The sequence below is a fragment of the Candidatus Cloacimonadota bacterium genome (assembly GCA_020532085.1).
Taxonomy (GTDB): Bacteria; Cloacimonadota; Cloacimonadia; order Cloacimonadales; family Cloacimonadaceae; genus Syntrophosphaera.
The window spans coordinates 44,348-64,693 of record JAJBAV010000006.1 but is presented as its reverse complement, the minus strand read 5'-3'; the positions used below and the strand labels follow the sequence as shown (position 1 = coordinate 64,693).

14 protein-coding genes and 5 tRNA genes are annotated in these 20,346 nt (G+C 56.2%); all 19 read right to left on the bottom strand.

Annotated elements, in window-relative coordinates; genetic code table 11:
• Nucleotides 1-156 precede the first annotated feature (156 nt).
• Nucleotides 157-2,433 carry a C10 family peptidase gene (locus LHW45_02885; protein ID MCB5284520.1) on the bottom strand — a complete coding sequence of 759 codons (2,277 nt, stop codon included), beginning with the start codon at nt 2,431-2,433 and terminating at the stop codon, nt 157-159.
• A gap of 136 nt (nt 2,434-2,569) precedes the next feature.
• Nucleotides 2,570-3,040: a 30S ribosomal protein S7 gene (gene rpsG / locus LHW45_02880; GenBank protein MCB5284519.1), complete on the bottom strand. Its 471-nt coding sequence runs from the start codon at nt 3,038-3,040 to the stop codon at nt 2,570-2,572.
• Nucleotides 3,041-3,055: 15 nt separating this feature from the next.
• Nucleotides 3,056-3,436, bottom strand: coding sequence for a 30S ribosomal protein S12 (gene rpsL / locus LHW45_02875; GenBank protein MCB5284518.1), 381 nt, complete (start codon nt 3,434-3,436; stop codon nt 3,056-3,058).
• A gap of 33 nt (nt 3,437-3,469) precedes the next feature.
• Nucleotides 3,470-7,951: a DNA-directed RNA polymerase subunit beta' gene (gene rpoC / locus LHW45_02870; protein ID MCB5284517.1), complete on the bottom strand. Its 4,482-nt coding sequence runs from the start codon at nt 7,949-7,951 to the stop codon at nt 3,470-3,472.
• A 2-nt stretch (nt 7,952-7,953) separates the two neighbouring features.
• Nucleotides 7,954-11,742, bottom strand: coding sequence for a DNA-directed RNA polymerase subunit beta (gene rpoB / locus LHW45_02865; GenBank protein ID MCB5284516.1), 3,789 nt, complete (start codon nt 11,740-11,742; stop codon nt 7,954-7,956).
• A 206-nt stretch (nt 11,743-11,948) separates the two neighbouring features.
• Nucleotides 11,949-12,326, bottom strand: coding sequence for a 50S ribosomal protein L7/L12 (gene rplL, locus LHW45_02860; protein MCB5284515.1), 378 nt, complete (start codon nt 12,324-12,326; stop codon nt 11,949-11,951).
• Between the two features lie 26 nt (nt 12,327-12,352).
• Nucleotides 12,353-12,883, bottom strand: coding sequence for a 50S ribosomal protein L10 (rplJ, locus tag LHW45_02855; protein MCB5284514.1), 531 nt, complete (start codon nt 12,881-12,883; stop codon nt 12,353-12,355).
• A gap of 11 nt (nt 12,884-12,894) precedes the next feature.
• The gene (gene rplA, locus LHW45_02850) at nt 12,895-13,599 is read right to left on the bottom strand and encodes a 50S ribosomal protein L1 (protein ID MCB5284513.1); all 705 of its coding nucleotides are present in this window, start codon (nt 13,597-13,599) and stop codon (nt 12,895-12,897) included.
• 39 nt (nt 13,600-13,638) lie between these two features.
• Nucleotides 13,639-14,070 carry a 50S ribosomal protein L11 gene (gene rplK / locus LHW45_02845; protein MCB5284512.1) on the bottom strand — a complete coding sequence of 144 codons (432 nt, stop codon included), beginning with the start codon at nt 14,068-14,070 and terminating at the stop codon, nt 13,639-13,641.
• 12 nt (nt 14,071-14,082) lie between these two features.
• Complete coding sequence (nusG, locus tag LHW45_02840; GenBank protein MCB5284511.1) at nt 14,083-14,619, bottom strand: transcription termination/antitermination protein NusG; 537 nt, start codon at nt 14,617-14,619, stop codon at nt 14,083-14,085.
• Nucleotides 14,620-14,636: 17 nt separating this feature from the next.
• Complete coding sequence (gene secE, locus LHW45_02835) at nt 14,637-14,837, bottom strand: preprotein translocase subunit SecE (protein ID MCB5284510.1); 201 nt, start codon at nt 14,835-14,837, stop codon at nt 14,637-14,639.
• A gap of 51 nt (nt 14,838-14,888) precedes the next feature.
• Nucleotides 14,889-14,964 (bottom strand) — tRNA-Trp (locus tag LHW45_02830).
• An 18-nt stretch (nt 14,965-14,982) separates the two neighbouring features.
• The gene (gene rpmG / locus LHW45_02825) at nt 14,983-15,129 is read right to left on the bottom strand and encodes a 50S ribosomal protein L33 (protein ID MCB5284509.1); all 147 of its coding nucleotides are present in this window, start codon (nt 15,127-15,129) and stop codon (nt 14,983-14,985) included.
• Between the two features lie 18 nt (nt 15,130-15,147).
• Nucleotides 15,148-16,332 (bottom strand): elongation factor Tu, encoded by a 1,185-nt coding sequence (gene tuf, locus LHW45_02820; protein MCB5284508.1) that lies wholly within the window; start codon nt 16,330-16,332, stop codon nt 15,148-15,150.
• A gap of 61 nt (nt 16,333-16,393) precedes the next feature.
• Nucleotides 16,394-16,469: transfer RNA gene (locus LHW45_02815), tRNA-Thr, on the bottom strand.
• Between the two features lie 34 nt (nt 16,470-16,503).
• Nucleotides 16,504-16,579: transfer RNA gene (locus LHW45_02810), tRNA-Gly, on the bottom strand.
• Between the two features lie 18 nt (nt 16,580-16,597).
• A tRNA-Tyr gene (locus LHW45_02805) sits at nt 16,598-16,683 on the bottom strand.
• 8 nt (nt 16,684-16,691) lie between these two features.
• Nucleotides 16,692-16,766: transfer RNA gene (locus LHW45_02800), tRNA-Thr, on the bottom strand.
• 682 nt (nt 16,767-17,448) lie between these two features.
• Nucleotides 17,449-20,151, bottom strand: coding sequence for an OmpA family protein (locus LHW45_02795; GenBank protein ID MCB5284507.1), 2,703 nt, complete (start codon nt 20,149-20,151; stop codon nt 17,449-17,451).
• Nucleotides 20,152-20,346: the final 195 nt, after the last annotated feature.

Below are 20,346 nucleotides of genomic sequence, written 5' to 3'. Positions count from 1 at the left end.
CTGAGGGTAGTGGATCTGGCTGTTTGATATCTGTCAAGGAAAAATTTCCAGCCCGAGGCCATCAAGAGAAATAAAGCAAAGGCGGAAGCCAAGTTCCGCCCTTGCATTGAATGGTGGGAAGCGCGCCAGCCGGGATCCAGTTGACGCTTTGCCATGCTATGGCAGAAGCAATATTTTCTCGCTTCCCGTGTTCTGGCCCTGGACCCAGGCAAGCAGATAGATGCCCGCCGCGAGGCGTTTCCCCGAGCCGTCTTTGAGGTCCCAGCTGTATTCCGTTCCGGATCTCACCTGGATGCTGTCGAGCAGTTGGCCTTTCAGGTTGAAAATCTTGAGTTCGGCTTCCTGTCCGGCTTTGCCGGAGAGGGTGAGCCGGGCCAGGTTCACCGCGGGATTGGGGTGGACCGACAACACCGGCACCGGCACGGCCAGATCGTCCTGAGCCGCGGTGGTGGGTGAGAGGATGAAATTGGCCGAACCGACGGAGTTGACCTGGGTGGCGTTGAAATAGAAGTTGGAGGGCACAACGTTGGTGACGGAGATGGCGGTGGTATTGCCAACAGCGGTGAAAGCCAGCTTCAGCAGGGTTCCGGACCCGGTGAAGCGGGGATCCGCATCGCAGCTGATCGACAGGCTGCCGGGTGAGTTCTGGACCACGCTGGGCTCCAGGCCTTCGCTGAGCGTTCCCGCGGCATCGCTGCCCGCGAATTCAAGCTTGGAGGGATCGTAGGCCAGATCGAACTGATAGTGGCCAACGTTCCAAGAGGGAAGCAAGTAGCTGCTGCGCAGCTCCGTGATGCCGGTCTGCTGATAGCCGAGATGCATCACATTGGTCATGCTGATCTGGCTTTGGGCCAAAGAGGCCACCGGCGCTGCCACCGCCACCATCAGATACTGGGTGTTGGTGACCGCGCTGCTGTTGTATTGCATGCCCAGAATGTCGAAGAGGAAATCTCCCGCGTCCCGGGGCAGGAAGGTGAAGGTGGCCAGATCTCCGCCTCCGACAAGGGCGGCGGCACCATTCCAGCTCACCAGCAAATTGCCCGGTTCCGTTTCGGTGACCGTAAGCGTTCCCTGCTGCGAGATGGTGCTGGCAGTGGAGGATGAGACGAAATCCACGTAAGTGTGGTCGTAAAAGAGGGTGAATTCGTAGTGGTTCACGTTCCAGTCCCCGAGGAGGGGATTGGTGTTTACGGAGAGGGTGAAGGGGTTCCCGACCGTTTCTCCGCCGGGGGTTTCCAGCTTCACGCGGGTATTGGCGATGCTGTAGTTTTCCGGGATGGTGTTCACGATGGCCGAGTTCCAGTCGTTGAAATCGCTGCCACCGGGATTGATGCCGTTCATGTAGTAATAGCCGTTGTACGAGCCGCTCCAGCCGAAGTTGAAGTGGTAATAGGCGGAGCTTTGATATCCGTCGATCACGAAGGCGTGGCCGCCGCTGCCGTGGCCGCTGTAGTAGATGGGGCTGCCGTTATCCAACTGGTCTTGCAGCAAGGAGTTCCACTGATCATCGGAGTAACTCGACCGGTTTTGGATGGTGGCCGCGGGGTAGCGGAAATTGTTGGCCATGGCCCAAGCGGCATCAGCGCTCTGAGCTCCGGAGCCGTCTGGCGCGTAACTCATGTCCACCGCCACTCCGCAGTGATAGAGCAGGGTGGCAACGGGGAGGTTGGAAGCGCCCACGGAATTGGGCATTTCGTCCCAGAGATAGGTGGTGGCACCGAAATTCGCGGTCTGATAGCCGTAGCCCTGTGCGTAATAGGTGTTGCTGCCCACACCGGTCTGAGGATGATTCCAGTATTTCATCACCATGCCCATGGCCGTGGCCACGCAGCCGGCATAAACGTGTCCGCCGGGACCAGCTTGATCCAAGGGGCAGAGCTCGTTGTAGGGCCAACCCTGGTCCCAGTCCGTGGCCATGAGGGGTTCCACAGAGCGATCCCGGTATCCTGAGATGGCAATGTTTCCCGAGGTCAGGTCCTGCCAAAGCTGACGGTTTTCCGGAATGACCAGGCCGCTTGCAGACAAAGCTTCGATCTGCGCGGCGTAGAGCGACGCCCATTCCAGAAAGGCAGGGGGGAATGTGCCGACCGAGGCCTGGGGCGCGCCGGAATAGGCCAGCACCGGAACGGAGTTGTCATCAGCCGCCAGCAGCACAAAACCACCATCGCTAAACTTGGCCAGATAGAGCTGGGGCAGAATTGCTGATTTGCTGTCATAACTCATGGCTGAGGGAGCAAACTCTCCAGCCCTGTAAGCCAGCAATTCAGCGGTCTGAGCAGGGACGCGCGTGCCCCGCATGGTGTTTTCCTGCCATGCCCGGACGGCAATGGCGGCCGTTTCCGGCTGGATGATATCAGCCCTGGCCGGAACGGACAGCAAGCCCGCCAGCAGGCACAGGAGCAGCATTTTGTTTATCTGTGTGAAAACGTTCATCGTTCCTCCATATCCATTATATGCAATTTGGCCGCCATAAAGACCATTAATTTCGGCTCTCTGTCAAACTGGCCATCATGCACAACAAGGCGGAACCGAAATTCCGCCTTGCAGTTTTGACAAGAGTTGAAACGGGTCAGAACCTCAGATGGGCGTAGGCTTTGTTGGCATCGGCCATCTTGTGGGTGTCTTCGCGTTTTTTGATGGAAGCGCCTTCTTTCTTGTAGGCGGCGATGAGCTCGGCGGCCAGGCGTTCGATCATGGTCTTTTCGCTGCGGGCGCGGGAGTAGCTGATCAGCCAGCGGAAAGCCAGGGCACGGCCGTTTTTCTCGTTCACTTCCAGAGGGATCTGGTAGTTTGATCCACCCACGCGGCGGGAAACGACCTTGACCATCGGGCGCACGTTTTCGAGGGCGGTTTTGAAGACTTCCAAAGGTGGCTGCTTGGTCTTTTCCGCGATGATGTCGAAAGCGCCGTAAACGATCTTTTCGGCTATGCTCTTCTTGCCTTGCTTCATCAGGCAATTCATGAACTTGGAGACGATCACGTCGTTATATTTGGGATCCGGAAGCACTACACGGACGACAGCTTTTTTCTTTCTGGGCATGGCTCATTCCTCCGTTTACTTCTTGGCCTTGGGCCGTTTGGTCCCGTATTTGGAACGCGAATTGACGCGTTTTTCGACTCCGGCGGAATCCAGGGCTCCGCGCACGATATGATAGCGAACGCCGGGGAGGTCTTTAACACGGCCCCCGCGAACCAGCACGATGCTGTGTTCCTGCAGGTTGTGGCCTTCTCCGCCGATATAAGCTGTAACTTCAAATCCGTTAACCAGACGGACACGGGCGACTTTGCGCAAGGCCGAGTTCGGTTTTTTGGGCGTCGTCGTGTAAACACGAGTGCATACTCCGCGCCTTTGCGGACATCCCATAAGCGCCCTGTTCTTCTTCTTCTTCTCGATCTCGGTTCTGCCTTTTCGAATCAGTTGATTGATCGTTGGCACTGATTTACCTCCATGGTGGTTGTATGTTTGGGTTTAGAAATTGTAAAAATCATCCGCTTCCTCATCCTGGCTGGGATGGGCAAAGTGATCGATGATCTGGGCGACCGTATCGCCGTTGTTCACGGCTTCCTCGATCTGGGTGTTGTAGATCCTGGTACCGGTTCCCACGGGGATGCGGTGGCCTAAAATGATGCTTTCCTTGAGGCCTTCGAGGCGGTCGATCCTGCCTTCGATGGCGGCTTTGGTGAGAACCTTGGTTGTTTCCTGGAAAGACGCGGCGGAAAGCCAGCTGTCTGTGAGCAGCGAGGTTTTGGTGATGCCCAGCAGCAGCTGTTCAAACTGCGCGGGCGTTTTGCCGAACTGGATGATCTCGCGGTTCTCTTTTTCCACTTGGATCTTGTCCACAATGTCACCTTCAAGGAAGGAAGTGCTGCCACTGTCTGTGATGCGAACTTTCTTGAACATCTGGCGGATGATCACACTGACATGCTTGTCGTCTATCTTCACGCCCTGCTTGCGGTAGATCTCCTGCACTTCGTTGAGGATCATCAGCTGGGCTTCGATGATACCCTTCACCAGCATGTCGTGAGGGTCGAAAGGACCGTCGGACAAGGCATCACCGCTTTCCACGTGGTCACCCTGGTGAACGATGATGCGTTTCCCGGAAGGGATGGAATATTTGCGGCCGGCCAAAGGCTGACCTTTTTTCACCATGTCTCCGTCGTTGACAATGCTTTCCTGCAGCGGTGGGATGGGCATGATCCTGCCACAGAGCGGGGCACCAGCTTTCACGCTGTCCTCGCTGTTCACGATGATCTGCAGTCCTTTGGGGATTTCATACACCGCGGGCTGCTTGGCATTGCGCTTGGCGACCGAGACCAACTTCTTCTTGTTTTCCTCGATGATGGTGACCTTGCCGTCCTTTTCCGTGTAAACGGTCTTGTCGGTGAGGATGACCACCTGATGCAGATAATCGTCGGATTGGACCAGCACCTTGCCGTCCACCGGCGCAACAATGCCGTTGGCCGGGGTCACGAAGATGTCGCGTCCAGTCTTTTTGAGTCCGCCGATGGTAACGATCCCCTCGATGTCAGAGATCTTGGCCTTGTCTTTGGGTACGCGGGCTTCGAAGAGGTCCTGCACGCGGGGCAGGCCACCCGTGATGTCGCGCTGTTTAATGGTCATGCGTGACGTCTGGCCCAAGATATCGCCGGTATGCACGAAACTGCCGTCCTCCACGCGCACCACCAGTCCGGCAGGCAGGGGCACCTGCACCGCGCTGCCGTCTTCGCTCACGATGCGGAACTGCGGTTGTTTCTTGCGGTCCTTGGATTCAATGATGGTGATGTCTCGGGAGAAGGTGATGTCGTTGTATTCCTCCCTGAAGGTGATGTCCTTGATGAAGTTTTCATAGTGGAGCACACCTTTGGCTGTGGAAATGAGAGGATTGTTGAACTGGTCCCAACTGAGCAGCTTGGTGTTGAGGGCTATCTTTTGGCCGTCGCGCACATGCACCGTGGCCGCGTATTCCACTTTGTATTCTTCCAGGACCTTGCTCTCGTTCTCTTCGTCCAGCACCAGGATGCGGCCCAGATGACTGACAGAGATCAGCTGGTTGTCGATGTTCGAAACCGTGTTCATCCTGTCGAATTTCACGATACCGTCGTGGTTGGAGGCCACTTCCGCCATCTCGGTAGCGGTGGAGGCCGCACCACCGATGTGGAAGGTGCGCAGCGTAAGCTGCGTGCCTGGCTCACCGATGCTCTGAGCGGCAATGATGCCCACGGGATCACCGATGGTGGCGGGCTTTTGGGTGGCCAGGTTGCGCCCGTAACATTTGGCGCAGATGCCACGCTCTGCCTCACAGGTGAGCACCGAGCGCACATGCACCGAGATGATGCCGTGGTTTTGAATGGTGCGGGCCATCTTGTTGCTGATCTCCTGGCCGCTGTGAACCAGGATCTTGCCGGTGACGGGATCGACCACGTCATCCACCGCAGTGCGTCCCTGAATGCGGTCGGAGAGAGTGGTCACCACTTCGTTCCCTTCCTTGAGCACGCTCATGTGCACGCCGCGGCCGGTGCCACAGTCGTCCAGGGTGATGATGGCGTTTTGGGCCACGTCCACCAGACGGCGGGTGAGATATCCGGCGTCGGCTGTTTTCAGGGCTGTATCGGCCAATCCCTTGCGGGCGCCGTGAGTGGAAACGAAGTATTCCAGCACGGTCAAGCCATCCCGGAAGTTCGACTTGATGGGGGTTTCGATAACGTCGGCCCCACCGGTGGAACCTATCTTGGAAGGTTTGTCCATCAGTCCGCGCATGCCGCCCAGCTGTTTGATCTGGTCTTTGCTGCCGCGGGCCCCGGACTTGAACATCATGTAGATGGAGTTGAGGCCGTTTCTGCTGTGGGAAAGGTCTTCCATCATTTCATCGGTGACCCGGACGGTGGTCTTTTTCCACAGGTCGACGATCCGGCCAAAGCGCTCGCTTTCCGTGATCCCGCCTTTTTGGTGGAGGTCGAAGACCTTCTTCACGTCTTCCTCGGATTCGGCGATGATCTCGTCCTTGCGCTTGGGCACCACGATGTCGCTGAAACTGAAGGTCACTCCGGCCCGGGTGGCGTAGCCAAATCCAACCTCTTTGAGATGGTCGAGGAACTGGGCGGTGCGCCACTGTCCCACGGCGTCGAAACAAAGCATGGCCAGATCGTTGAGTTTGCCTTTGTCATAGGTGATGTTTTGGAAGCCAACCTCGCGCGGTATCACCTGGTTGAAGATGACCCGTCCCACGGTGGTGACGATGAAATTGCCATCCACTTTGACCCGGATCCAGGTGTGCAGGTCCAGATTGCGCCTGCCGATCACCTCTCCCTTCACGGAGTAGTTTTGCTCCTCGGATTCATAGGCGGCGATCACTTCGTCTGTGTTGTAGAAATGGCGCATGGTGGAGACCTCCGCGGGCGGGGGAAACTCTTCCATGGTGAGGTAGTAGCAACCCAATACAATGTCCTGGTTGGCCGCCATGGCCAGCCTGCCGTTCGAGGGCAGCAGCAGATTGCGGGTGGAAAGCATCAGCACCCTGGCCTCGATCTGCGCTTCATGCGAGAGCGGCACATACACACCCATCTGGTCACCGTCGAAGTCGGCGTTGAAAGGAACGCAGACCATGGGATGCAGCTGGATGGCTTTGTTGTCCGTGAGCACCGGCATGAAGGCCTGGATACCCAGGCGATGCAGAGTGGGCGCGCGGTTCAGCAGCACGGGGTAATCGCGGATCACATCTTCCAGGATGGACCAGATCTCGGGTTGCTTTTTCTCGATGAGTTTCTTGGCGTTTTTGACCTTGTCGACCTCGCCCATTTTTTGCAGGCGTTCGATCAGATAAGGTTTGAAAAGCTCCACGGCCATATCTTTGGGTATGCCGCACTGGTAGAGCTTCAGTTCGGGGCCGACGGTGATCACGGAACGGCCCGAATAGTCCACGCGTTTTCCCAGCAGGTTCTGACGGAAGCGGCCCTGCTTGCCCTTCAACTGGTCGGTGAGCGATTTCAGGGGCCGGTTGCCTCTGCCCCGCACCGGGCGTGGTTTACGGGAATTGTCGATCAGGGCGTCCACCGCTTCCTGCAGCATGCGCTTTTCATTGCGCAGGATAACCTCGGGGGCGCGGATGTCCAGCAGCTGTTTCAGCCGGTTGTTGCGGGTGATCACGCGGCGGTAAAGGTCGTTGAAGTCCGCGGTGGCAAAGCGTCCGCCTTCCAGCGGTACCAACGGCCTGAGCGTCGGCGGCAGCACCGGCAGGGCTTGCAGGATCATATTTTCGGGCTGATTGCCGGATTTGATGAAGGCATCCACGATCTTGAGCTTGTTGATCAGTTTCTGCTTGTGCAGGGTGGCCTTCTCCATTTTCAGCCGGGAGCGGATGTTCAGGGCCTCATTGTGCAGGTCAATGCGGGAAAGCAATTCCCGAACGGCCTCAGCGCCCATCATGGCGATGAAATTATCGCCCACTTTATCCCGGATCTCGTAGTATTCGTCCACTTCGATCAGTTCATACTTTTCATAGGGGCTGTCGCCTGGGTCGATCACAATGAAAGATTCATAATAGAGGATGCGTTCCAGGTCTTTTACCGTCATGTCCAGCAAAGTTCCGATCTTGCTGGGCGCGCTTTTCACGAACCAGATGTGGGCGATCGGCACGGCCAGGGCGATGTGCCCCATGCGGGTGCGGCGCACGCGGGAAGTTGTCACCAGCACGTTGCAGCGGTCACAGACCGTGTTTTGAAAGCGTTTCTTCTTGTATTTGCCGCAGGCGCACTCATAATCCCTTTCCGGGCCGAAGATCCTTTCGCAGAAAAGGCCGTCCTTTTCGGGTTTGAGAGTGCGGTAGTTGAGTGTATCGGGTTTGGTTACCTCGCCATGCGACCATTCGTTTACGATCGTTTCCGGCGATGCCAGCTTGATGCGCACAAAGTCATATTCGTTGGGGCGGATCTCACGTCGGGTGTCTTTTAACATCTTTACCTCACTTCGCCCTTTTCGCTATCCTTGAGGAATTCGATATCGAAGCCCAGGGACTTGAGCTCACTGATGAGCACGTTGAAGGATTCCGGAATGCCCGGAGGGGGCGGGTTTTCACCGCGAGTGATTGCTTTGAAGGCATTGTTGCGGCCATCCACGTCATCGCTCTTGATGGTGAGCATTTCTTCCAGCAGGTGCGCAGCGCCGTAAGCTTCCAGCGCCCAGACTTCCATTTCCCCCAAACGCTGTCCGCCGTGCTGGGCTTTTCCACCCAGGGGCTGCTGCGTGATCAGGGAGTAAGGACCGGTGGAGCGTGCGTGCATCTTGTCCGCCACCAGGTGGTTGAGTTTCATCATGTAGATCACGCCAACGGTGACGCGTTCCTTGAAAGGTTCTCCGGATTTTCCGTCATAGAGGACCTGCTTGCCATCGGTGGGCAATCCTGCCTCCTGCAGCGCGGATTCGATGTCGTCCACCGAAGCGCCGTCAAAGATCGGGGTCTCCACTTCAAAGCCCAAGGCCTGCGCGGCCATGCCAAGATGGGTCTCCATGATCTGGCCGATGTTCATGCGGCTGGGCACACCCAGAGGATTGAGCACGATGTCCACGGGGGATCCGTCTTCCAGGAACGGCATGTCTTCGATGGGAGCCACGATGGAGATCACTCCCTTGTTTCCGTGGCGTCCGGCCATCTTGTCTCCCACCTCGATCTTGCGTTTCTTGGCCACATAGACCTTCACCATCTTGCGCACGCCGTATTGCAACTCATCTCCATGTTTGATGCGTTCGCGGGACTTGCGGTAGATGTTTTCACTCTGCTCCAGGGACTGCTTGACCTTCAGGATGATGTCGCTGTAGATTTGCTCGTTCTTCTCAGTGTCCTGCACCAGTTGGGCGTCCAGGTCCAGCTTCTTGAAGTTGATCCGGGCCACGTCCGTCTTGGTGATCTTTTTACCGGGGGCGATGAAATAGACGTTGGTCTTCTCGTCCCAGATGGTTTGGGCCAGCTGGCCCAGCAAGGCGGCGGAGAGCTTCTCTTCCTTGAATTCCTCCACCTTTTTGCGGCGCAGGTTAAGATCGCTTTTCAGCTTGTTGTATTTTTCGTCCTTGTCCTCTTCCTGTTCCATGCCCTCTTCCAGCCGGGAGAACATCTTTACGTCGATCACCACGCCTTCCATGCCTGGCTTGGCCTTGAGCGAACTGTTGGTGAAGTCTCCGGCCCGGTCGCCAAACAGCGCGCGCATCAGGTTTTCTTCCGGAGAGGGGTCTATCTCGATGCTCTTGGGGGTCACTTTGCCCACGATGATATCGCCGGCCTGGATCACTGAGCCAACGCGGATGATACCGGTCTTGTCCAGATTGCGCAGAGCGTGGGCGGGCACATTGGGTATGTCGTAAGCCAGTTCTTCGCGCCCATTCTTGACGTTGCGCACCAGCACTTCCATCTCTTCGATATAGATCGAAGTGAGGGTGTCCTCGCGGGCCACCTTTTCACTGAGGATGATGGCGTCCTCATAGTTGTAACCGTACCAGGGCATGAAAGCCACCAGCAGATTGGTGCCCAGCGCCAGACGGTTGTCTTCCACGCAGCCACCGTCCGAGATCGGCTGGCCTTTGCGGACCTTGTCGCCGATCCGCACCACGGGACGCTGGTTGTTGCAGGTGTCCTGATTGGTGCGCACGAATTTCTTGAGTTCGATGCGGTTGCCCGTGCTCAGATAAAAAGCTTCGTCCGTTTCGCTGAGGGGCTTGATCTCCACATAGGCCGAGGTTACGTTGGTCACAGTGCCGTCATAGGGGGCCACGGCAATGTTGGAGGTATCCATGGTGGCAATTTTTTCCATGCCGGTTCCCACCACCGGGGCTTTCGGATTGATCAGCGGAACGGCTTGGCGTTGCATGTTTGAGCCCATCAGGGCGCGGTTGGCATCGTCATGCTCGAGGAAGGGGATCATCGCCGCGGAAACCGAAACCATTTGCTGCGGGGCAACATCCATGTACTCCAGCTGTTTGGGACTCACCAGGATGAAATCGCCCTTGTCGCGGGCGAAGACCGCTTCGTCGGTTATCCGGCGCTTGTCGTCCAAGGTCACGTTGCTCTGGGCGATGATGAATTTCTCTTCCTGGGCGGCGTCCAGATATTCATATTCATTGGTGACCACTCCATCCACGATCTTGCGGTAGGGGGTTTCCATGAAACCGAACTTGTTGATCCGGGAATAGATGGAGGGCGACACGATGAGGCCGATGTTCGGTCCTTCCGGGGTTTCCACGGGGCAAACCCGTCCGTAGTGGGACGCGTGCACGTCGCGCACTTCAAAGCCGGCCCTGTCGCGGGTGAGTCCGCCGGGGCCCAAAGCCGAGAACGCGCGTTTGTGCCGCAGCGCAGCCAGGGGATTGGTCTGTTCCATGAACTGGGAAAGCTGTCCGGTAAGGAAGAACGACTGCACCACGGAGATCAGCGCGTTGCTGTTCACCAGATCGTGCACCGTGATCTCGTCGGTGTTGGAGATCGCCATGCGTTCCTGAATGATCCGGGCAACCATGGACAACCCTGTCTTATACTGCTCTTCCAAAAGTTCACCCACCGTGCGCACGCGCCGGTTGGAAAGGTTGTCGATGTCGTCAACCACATCCTGGTCGTGATAGATGTTCACCAGGGTCTTGAAGATGTGAACGAAGTCATCCACGCAGAGGGTGAGGAGGTTGGGGTCCACGTTGATGCCGAGGCGGGTGTTGATCTTGTAGCGTCCCACCTCATCGAGGTTGTAGCGTTTTTCGTTGAAAAACATCCTGTCCACCAAGGCCTTGGCGGTTTCCAAGGTGGCGTCTTCGCCGGGCCGGATCAGGCTGTAGATCTTTTTAAGGGCGTCTTCCTGGTTTTCGGTGGGGTCTTTGGCAATGGTGTTTTCCAGCACCTTGCGGGCGATCTCATACTCGTAGTCGATCACCTCGACCTTCTTGATGCCTTGCTCTTCCAGAATCTTGATCAGGGCGTCGGTCACCTGCTCGTTCACGGTTGCCAGGGGTTCGTCTGAGCCCTTCACTTTGATCTCTTCATAGAGATGGCGGCCCTTCGCCTCTTTCAGCTTCAGGGTCTCGCTGGCGTAAAACACCTTGCGCAGGTCCTGGTTGGTGGAAATGCCGATGGCGCGCAAAATGATGGTGACCGGAAGTTTGCGGCGCTTGTCGATGTGCACATACATCACGTCGTGGATGTCGATGTCGAATTCCAGCCAGGACCCGTTGTAGGGGATCACCTTGGCGGAATACAAAGTTTTACCGCTGGCGTGCTTCTCTTCCGAGAAAAAAACTCCGGGTGAGCGCTGCAACTGCGATATGACCACCCTCTCAGCGCCATTGACGATGAAAGTTCCCTGCTCGGTGATGAGGGGGATCTCACCTAAAAACACATCCTGTTCAATGGTGTCCTTGTGTTCCCGGACCCCTTCGTTCTGTTCGAAGATCGTAAGCCGCAGCTTGGCTTTCAGGGGTGCCTGGTAAGACAGGTTGCGTTCCCGGCACTCGTCGATGGAATACTTCTCCTGCAGGATGTTATACTCCTGAAATTCCAGCAGGAAATTGCCCTTGATGTCCTCGATCGGGAAAATGGCCTCAAAAACTTCCTGAAGCCCTTTTTTCTCCCGGCGCTTGGGATGGATGTCCTTTTGTAAAAAGTCATTGAACGAATCCACTTGCATAGCCAGCAGATTGGGTATTTCCACTTCCGGGATGCCCAGTTCGGCAAATCTTCCGGAGATCTTGGAAAAACTCTTGATCTTTCTCAAAAGCTCACTCCTTTGCGGTCTCTAACCGTTGCATGGTAAATGTGTTGCTTGCGCGGTACCGCCACTTTGCGGTAAAATAAGCCTGCCTTGGATGTGGGGACAGGGATGTCGCTCGGACAATGGATCGGGTTCGGGTTCTGAAACATAACAAGTCCAAAAAAAGTCCCACGGGACTTTTTTTGGACATTGGCTAGGGAGTGGTTACCCTATTTAACTTCGACAGAAGCACCGACTTCTTCGAGTTTCTTCTTAACAGATTCGGCTTCTTCTTTGCTGACTTTTTCCACAACCACCTTGGGGGCGCCGTCAACCAGGTCCTTGGCTTCTTTGAGGCCAAGCTTGGTGATCTCGCGCACGACCTTGATCACGTTGATCTTTTTCTCGCCAGCACTGGCCAGGACGACGTCGAACTCGGTCTTTTCTTCCTGAGCTTCGGCGCCACCGGCAGCCGGGGCGGCAGCCATGGCCACGGGGGCGGCGGCTGACACACCAAATTTCTCTTCCATTGCTTTTACGAGTTCAGAGACCTCAAGCAGGCTCATCTCTGAAACCAGGTCAATAACTTGGGTTATTTTATCGGACATTTTTTCCTCCAGGGATAATATTTTTTTTAGCTTGCCTTGGTTTTGGCAACGGCATCAAGCGCGTATACAAGCTTACGGGCGACACCTTGGGATACATTCATGAAGTTGGACAGAGGAGCGTTCAGGCTGCCCATGATCTTGGCCAGCATTTCTTCGCGGGACGGAAGTTTGGCCAGTTCCTGCAGCTGGGCCTGGTCGAAGACCTGCCCGGCCACCAACCCAGCCTTGAAGCTGGGAAACTGGGCTTCCTCCATCACATCCTTGATGAATTTGACGAGCACCTTGGCCGGGGCAACTTCCTCATCCTTGCAGATGGCGATGGCCGTGGGGCCTTGCAGGTATTCGTCGAGCTCGGTTATGCCCAGGTCATTGAGAGCTATCTTGACCAGGGTGTTTTTCTGGACCAGGTAATCCACTTTCGCTTCCCGGTATTGGTTGCGCAGTTGATTCACCTGCTCCACGCTGATCCCCTTGTAATCCACCAGTACGATCGCTTTGGCGCCTTCCATGCGTTCTTTAAGTTGTGCTACGATGTCATATTTTACACTTTGAACCATTGTTCTCCTCCTCAGCTCTTCGCTTCCAGAGTCGCGCTTGCGATTTGCAGCTTGATGCCGGGTCCCATGGTCGTGCACACGGTGATGCTCTTGATATAGACACCCTTCATGGTCGCCGGGCGGTCTTTGAGAACCGCGGCCAGAACGGCCTTGATGTTGTCCTTGAGCATTTCCGCGGAAAAGCTGATCTTGCCGGTCAGGATGTGCAAATTCGCGAATTTGTCCACCCGGTAGGCGATCTTGCCGCCCTTGGCTTCTTCAACGGCTTTTCCCACGTCCATGGTTACGGTACCAACCTTGGGGTTGGGCATCAGGCCACGCGGGCCCAAAACCCTGCCCAGTTTGCCGATCTTTCCCATCATCGTGGGTGTGGTGATCACGACGTCGAAATCGAACCATCCGCCCGATATCTTTTCCATCAGATCATCCAATCCCACGTGATCGGCACCGGCTTTCCTGGCCTCATCCGCCTTGTCGCCTTCGGCAAAAACCAGCACGCGCGAGACTTTGCCCGTTCCATGGGGCAAAACCAGCGAGTTGCGGATCTGCTGATCGGCTTTGCGGGGGTCGACGCCCAGATTGAAATGGATCTCAACCGTTTCGTCAAACTTGGAAGCCGGGTAAGATTTCAGGATCTTGATGGCTTCGTCGAGATCATAGCGTTTCTGGCGGTCATACATCCCGTAGGCAGTGTTGTACCTTTTGCTATGTTTCATTGACTCTCCTTCTGAATATTATCTCCTGCACAAGGTGGGTCAGTCGTCAACGACCACACCCATGCTCCTTGCAGTGCCAGCGATCATACTCATAGCAGATTCAAGGGTATTGCAGTTCATGTCCTGGATCTTCAGCTGGGCGATGGTGCGCAGCTGGTCCTGATTGATATGGCCAACTTTCACTTTGTTCGGGGTGGCCGAACCTTTGGCCAGACCGGCCTCTTTCTTGATCAGGATGGACGCCGGCGGCGTCTTGATCTCAAAAGTGAAGGATTTATTTTTGGCGACATAGATCACCACGGGGAAAACCATCCCGGGCTGGTCACCTGTTTTTTCGTTGAACTGGCGGCAAAATTCAGGAATGTTCACTCCCACCTGGCCCAACGCGGGGCCGACCGGCGGGGCCGGGGTTGCTTTTCCTGCGGGAAGCTGAAGCTTCAGTATCGCCGCTACGTCTTTCGGTTTTGCCATTTTGTTTACTTCCTATTTCCTTAAAATCTCCACCTGGTTGGAGTTCAGCTCCACCGGTGTGCGCCGGCCAAAGACCGTTACATCGATCACCAGCTTCTGGCCGTCGTCTGCAACCTTTTGCACGAGGCCTTCAAAATCCGTGAAGGGGCCGGCGGTGACCTTCACCATGTCGCCGGGCATGAAAGCGAAAACTTTCCCCGGCTCCTTTTCCCTGTCCGCGATGCCCAAAAGCCGGTTCACCTCTTCCTCATCCAAGGGGATGGGGTCCTTGTGGTCCTTGGTCTGGCCCAAAAATTTAGTGACCCCGGCGATATTCAAAATGTAGCTGCGCAGTTCCGGAGTGAGGTCGGCCTGGATGAACACATAGCTGGTGAACAGCTTGCGCTCCTGCTCGACCCTTTTGCCTTCGCGCACGATGAAGGCTTTTCTCAGCGGCACCAGCAACTGGCCGACGCATTCCTGCAGATCGGTGCCCTCCAGACCCTTTTCAATGGCTGTCTTAACCTTGTTCTCGTGGGACGAGTAGGTATGGATCGCGTACCATTGCATTGCCACTGCGAATATCCTTAGACGAGCTTGAACAGCAGGCCGAACAGCTGGCCAAAGCCGAAATCGACCAGGCTCAGAAACAACGCCACGATGCCAGAGATCACGATCACCACCACCGTGCCTTCCTTGATGTCGGCTTTTGTGGGCCAGGATACGGCTTTCATTTCGCTGAGCACGTCGTGGAAAAAGCGTTTGATTCTATCGAAATTGAGTTTCATGTTTTCACCATTTAACTTTGGGCCTGCAGCATCAGCTGGAGGATGAAAATGTGGCAGGACAGGCAGGAATCGAACCCGCAACCCCCGGTTTTGGAGACCGGTGCTCTACCAGTTGAACTACTGTCCTGCAACATATCGTTCAGCGTTAGCGCTGTTTATGCAGTGTGTGTTTCCGGCAGCTGGGGCAGAATTTCTTCAGCTCCATCCTGTTCGGATTCTTGCGTTTGTTGCGCGTGGTCGTATAATTACGGTTTTTGCACTCTTCGCAAGCAAGGATGATGATGTCTCTCATTGTTCCTTGTCCAGCAGTTTATTCGATGATATCGCCAACCACGCCGCTGCCGATGGTGCGGCCGCCTTCGCGGATGGCGAAGCGCAGTCCCTGCTCCATGGCGATCGGGGTGATGAGCTCACCGGTGATCTGCACGTTGTCGCCGGGCATGACCATCAGTACGCCTTCCGGCAGGGTCAGGGTTCCGGTCACGTCGGTGGTGCGGAAATAGAACTGGGGACGGTAGCCGGTGCGGAAGGGCTTCTGGCGTCCGCCTTCATCAGCGGTGAGGACGTAGGTTTGGCCAGAGAACTTGGTGTGCGGGGTGATGGATTTGGGTTTGGCCAGCACCATGCCGCGCTCCACGTCGGTCTTGGCAAAGCCGCGCAGCAGCACGCCGATGTTGTCGCCTGCCTGGGCTTCGTCCAGAAGTTTGCGGAACATTTCCACGCCGGTGCAGGTGGTTTCCACGGTCTCGCGGATGCCCACGCGCTCTACTTTTTCGCCAACTTTGATGGCGCCACGTTCCACGCGGCCGGTGGCCACGGTGCCGCGTCCCGGAATCGAGAACACGTCTTCGACGGGAAGCAGGAAGGGCTTGTCGGTGGCGCGGTCAGGCTGCGGAATGTAGCTGTCCACGGCGTCCATGAGTTCCTGGATCTGGGCTTCGCCTTCGGCATCGCCATTCAGCGCTTTCAAGGCGGAACCGCGGATCACGGGAAGGTCGCTGCCGGGGAATTCATATTTTTCCAGAAGCTCACGAACTTCCATTTCCACCAGGTCGAGCAATTCGGGATCGTCAACCAGGTCGCACTTGTTCATGAAAACCACGATGGCGGGAACGCCCACCTGACGGGCGAGCAGGATGTGCTCACGGGTCTGGGGCATGGGGCCGTCTGCGGCGCTCACGACGAGGATGGCTCCGTCCATTTGCGCGGCACCGGTGATCATGTTCTTGATGTAGTCGGCATGGCCGGGGCAATCCACGTGCGCGTAGTGGCGCTTGTCGGTTTCGTATTCAACGTGGGCTGTGGCGATGGTTATGCCGCGGGCTTTTTCTTCCGGAGCGTTGTCGATGCTGTCAAAGGAACGGAACGAAGCGCCGCCCTTTTTGCTCAAATACGAAGTGATCGCTGCGGTGAGCGTCGTCTTGCCGTGGTCAATATGACCGATCGTACCAACATTGACATGCGGCTTGTTACGTACGAATTTTTCTTTTGCCATTTTTCCTCCTGGGACCCGCTGGCGGATCCCACGTCGTGTTATTGTTTGTTCGAAAAGAAAGTGGAGCTCAAGATCGGACTCGAACCGATGACCTCCTCCTTACCAAGGAGGTGCTCTACCTGCTGAGCTACTTGAGCTGTTTATTATCTTTATTGGTGCCGGGCTTGAAAATGGAGCGGGAAACGGGGTTCGAACCCGCGACCCTCAGCTTGGAAGGCTGATGCTCTACCAACTGAGCTACTCCCGCTGGCATTCTCTAAAAACGTGGTGGACAGGGAAGGATTTGAACCTCCGTAGACTCGCGTCGCTGGGTTTACAGCCCAGTGCCATTAACCACTCGACCACCTGTCCACAATTCCTGGAGCCGATGAAGGGAGTTGAACCCCCAACCTATTGATTACAAATCAATTGCTCTGCCATTGAGCTACATCGGCGTCAAGTTTTTCCAAGCAATTTCAGCACCTGTTTTTTGTCAATCACTTTTCTTGCGTCACTCTATGTTGTCACCGAAAATCCCGGTTCGGTGCAAAAAATTCTCCACCCCATTTTTTGTCAAGCAGACCTTTGCAACTTTCCCGGATTTTTTCCCGGACGAGCGCGTGCGGATGCGCGCGTCAGCCTTTTTATGAAAACCTGCGCCAGCCCCGTCCGCAGTACTCCGGATTTCAACCCTGCCAACTGCTTTCCAGTTGTTGGGGCACCCCGCGCCGAACAGCCAGGACAGGCCGAAACTGGCCGCAACCACAGGCTGAAACCATTTGCGATTTATCCCATTTTGCCCGGCTCCCTCCCAATATCAATACGGTATCAATACGGAATCAATACGGAATCAATACGGATGAAATCCGTATTGATTCCGTATTGATACCGTATTGATATTGGGAGCTACTCGGGAAAAAGCTTCCTGGAAGATGGCATTTTGGGGATTACGGGGAAGCCTGCTCAAGCGCGCGAAGCCAGGGAATCCAGGCCTGACAGGAACAACCCAGTCCCAGCAGGAGACATCCGCTCTCCGCCAGGCCTGGATGAAAGCCAAACCTGAGCAGTTTCTAAACCTGAAAAAAGGGGCCCGCGTGATGCGGGCCCCGATTGGAGTGTTTATCCAGCAAGTGCTTCTTATTTGATGAGCACCATTTGGGCGCGGCGATTTTCCTGGCGTCCGGCCACGGTGTCGTTGGTGGCGACGGGGACCTTGGAGCCGTAGCCCTTGCTTTCGATCTGTTCCGCGTCCACGCCTCTGGCCACGAGGTAGTCTTTGACCACCTTGGCGCGGTTGTAGGATAGCGGTTCGTTGATCTTGTCATTACCAGTGGAATCCGTGTGTCCCTGGATCTCGATCATCACCTCGGGGAGCTGTTTGAGGGCTTCGGCCACGCGGTCCAGGAAGGGTTTGTCACTGGCGCGAATGGTGTAGAGGTTGGTGTCGAAGTGCACCATGTGCTTCAGCAGGTCTTCCTCCAACTGGTCCAGCAGAGGGTTGCCCGGAAGTTCGTCCGGAACACCGTCGGTATCCTCGAAATCGTTGTAGGTTTCCTTGGTGTTGATGCCCTGGGCCACGGTCTGATCTGTGCCGGGGGCCAGATCGCTCACGTCCGGGATGCCGTCCGCGTCGTTGTCCGGATCGGGGATGCCGTCGGTATCTTCAAATCCATCCTTGTCCTCGGGATCCATGGGGGCGCCGTCAAGTGCATCCGGGATGCCGTCCGCGTCGTTATCCGGATCCGGAATGCCGTCCGCGTCCATGAATCCATCGCGGTCTTCCGGAGCGAAAGGAGCTTTGTCGCGGTCGTCGGGAATGCCGTCGCCGTCGCTGTCCTTGGGTTCTTCGGGTTCTTCGGGTTGCTCGGGTTCTTCGGGTTCTTCAGGTTTAGGGGCTTCCTTAACGGTGCCGCTTACGGGCAGATTGAAGGTTCCTGCGCCAGGACTGGCGTGGGAGACGTTGCCGCTGAAGTTTCCTGCTTTGGCACCGGTGAGGCGCACCCAGATGTCTTTGTCGAATCCGGCCGGAACACGCATTGAGGTGGACCAGTTTTTGCCGCCGTCGAGGGAGAATTCGTAACCCGCGGGAGCGTCGATCACGATGTCACCGGTGAGGTTTTTGCCCACGATCTTGTAGCTTTGGGGCTCGGAGGGGGTTCCCAGATCGGTGGAAAAAGCGTTCAGGCTGCCGGATGTCAGAACGATTTCCGGCATTTCCGGAGCAGGTTCGATCACGGTTCCCGCCACAGGCAGGTTGAAGGTCCCGGCGCCAGGGCTGGCGTGGGAAACATTGCCGTCAAAGTTTCCGGCATCTGCCCCGGTCAGGCGCACCCAGATGTTGTCATTAAATCCTCCGGGCACGGTGACGGAAGGCTTCCAGGTCTTGCCGCCGTCGAGGGAAATCTCGTATCCTTGCGGCGCGTCGATCATGATGTCGCCGGTGAGGTTGTTGCCTTTGATCTTGTAGCTTTGAGGCGCGGAGGGAGTGCCCAGTTCGGTGGTAAAAGCGCTCAAATCGCCCGTCTCCAAACCGATTGAGGGAACTTGCGGCGCGGTTACGATGCCCATCACCGGAACGGTCAGATTTGGCACGCCCGGGCTGACGTGAGAGATGTTACCGCTGAAGTTGCCGGCCTTGGTACCGGGCATGCGGACCAGGATATCCCTGTCGAAGCCAGCCGGCACCCGCATGGATGTGGCATAGGTAGTTCCGCCGTCGAGGGAGAACTCGAAGCCCGCCGGAGCGTCGATCACGATGTCGCCGGTGAGGTCCTTGCCCCTGATCTTGTAGCTTTGGGCGGCTGAGGGCGTTCCCAATTCTGTGGTGAACGTGCCCAAACCGGATGATACCAAGCCCAGAGTTGGCAGGATGGGTTCACGCACCATACCGCTTACGGGCAGGGCGACCGCGGCCGCGCCTTTGCTCTGATGGCCGATGCTGCCGTCATAAGTTCCCACTTTGTCGCCGGTCAGGCGCACCCAGATGTCCCCTGCAAAATCCGCCGGCACGCGCACCGATTTGGCCCAAACCTGGCCGCCGTCAATGGAAAGCACAAAACCTTCGGGAGCCACCAGATCGATGTCGCCCTTGAGGTTTTTTCCCTGCAACTTGTAGGACTGAGCCGCGGAAGGAGTTCCCACCACAGTGCTGAAACCGTTCAGGGTGCCCTGATAGAGCAGCTCCGGCACGGCGATCGGGGTTCCGAAATGCAGGCCCAGTCCGATGTAGGGAGTAATCAGCGCGTCATTTTCCAGAAAATTGCTGGCGGGGCCGGTGAGGTCGAGGCTGTCAGCGTCGAAGTAGTCGAATTTAACGCCCAGATCCAAAGTGGTGTTCCATTTGGAAAGGATGGAAACGCCGGCCGCGGCGTGCGGAAGGGTCAAATGGCCTCTGAATCCAGGCTGTTCGCTGGGATTGCTGGCAACGCCGTTTTCATCTTTGCTGCCGTGGGTGGACCAGCCACCGCCGAGCGCCACGAACGGGGATATCCGTCTGATGAAAGACGCCTCGGGAAAATTGAGCGCGCCGGCCTTGGTGGGGCGCAGTTTCAGATACAAATTGATCCCTTCCAGCGAGGAAAAATACGATTCGGTAGGATCGGCGCCCTGAACTTCCACATTGGCGAACCAGGGGCTGAAACCCACGCCAAGCCAGTCCTTGATCATCCAGGCATCCCAGGTGAGGGCCCAGGCGCCTTTCATCTCGTTGGTTCCCTCAATGTCGTCGAGCGGAATGCCAACTCCCCCTTCTATTAAAAGGGTACTTTCAAAAGCGTGGATTGCCGGCAGCAGCGCCAGCAACAACAGGGTAAGAAGAAGACTTTTTGATAATTTGCTCATGTTCACCTCTATTTTATGTTTCTCCTAATGAAAACAATTTAAACATCCGGACTTATGATGTCAAGAACTAAATTTCCTTTTTCTTGCCAACTGTGTATTATTTTCCACAACATCGGTCAGAGCCTGAATCAGATGAGTTAATGGAACTGAAATTGCATCATCCATATTTTCCTGCTGGTCGCGTGACTGCGGACA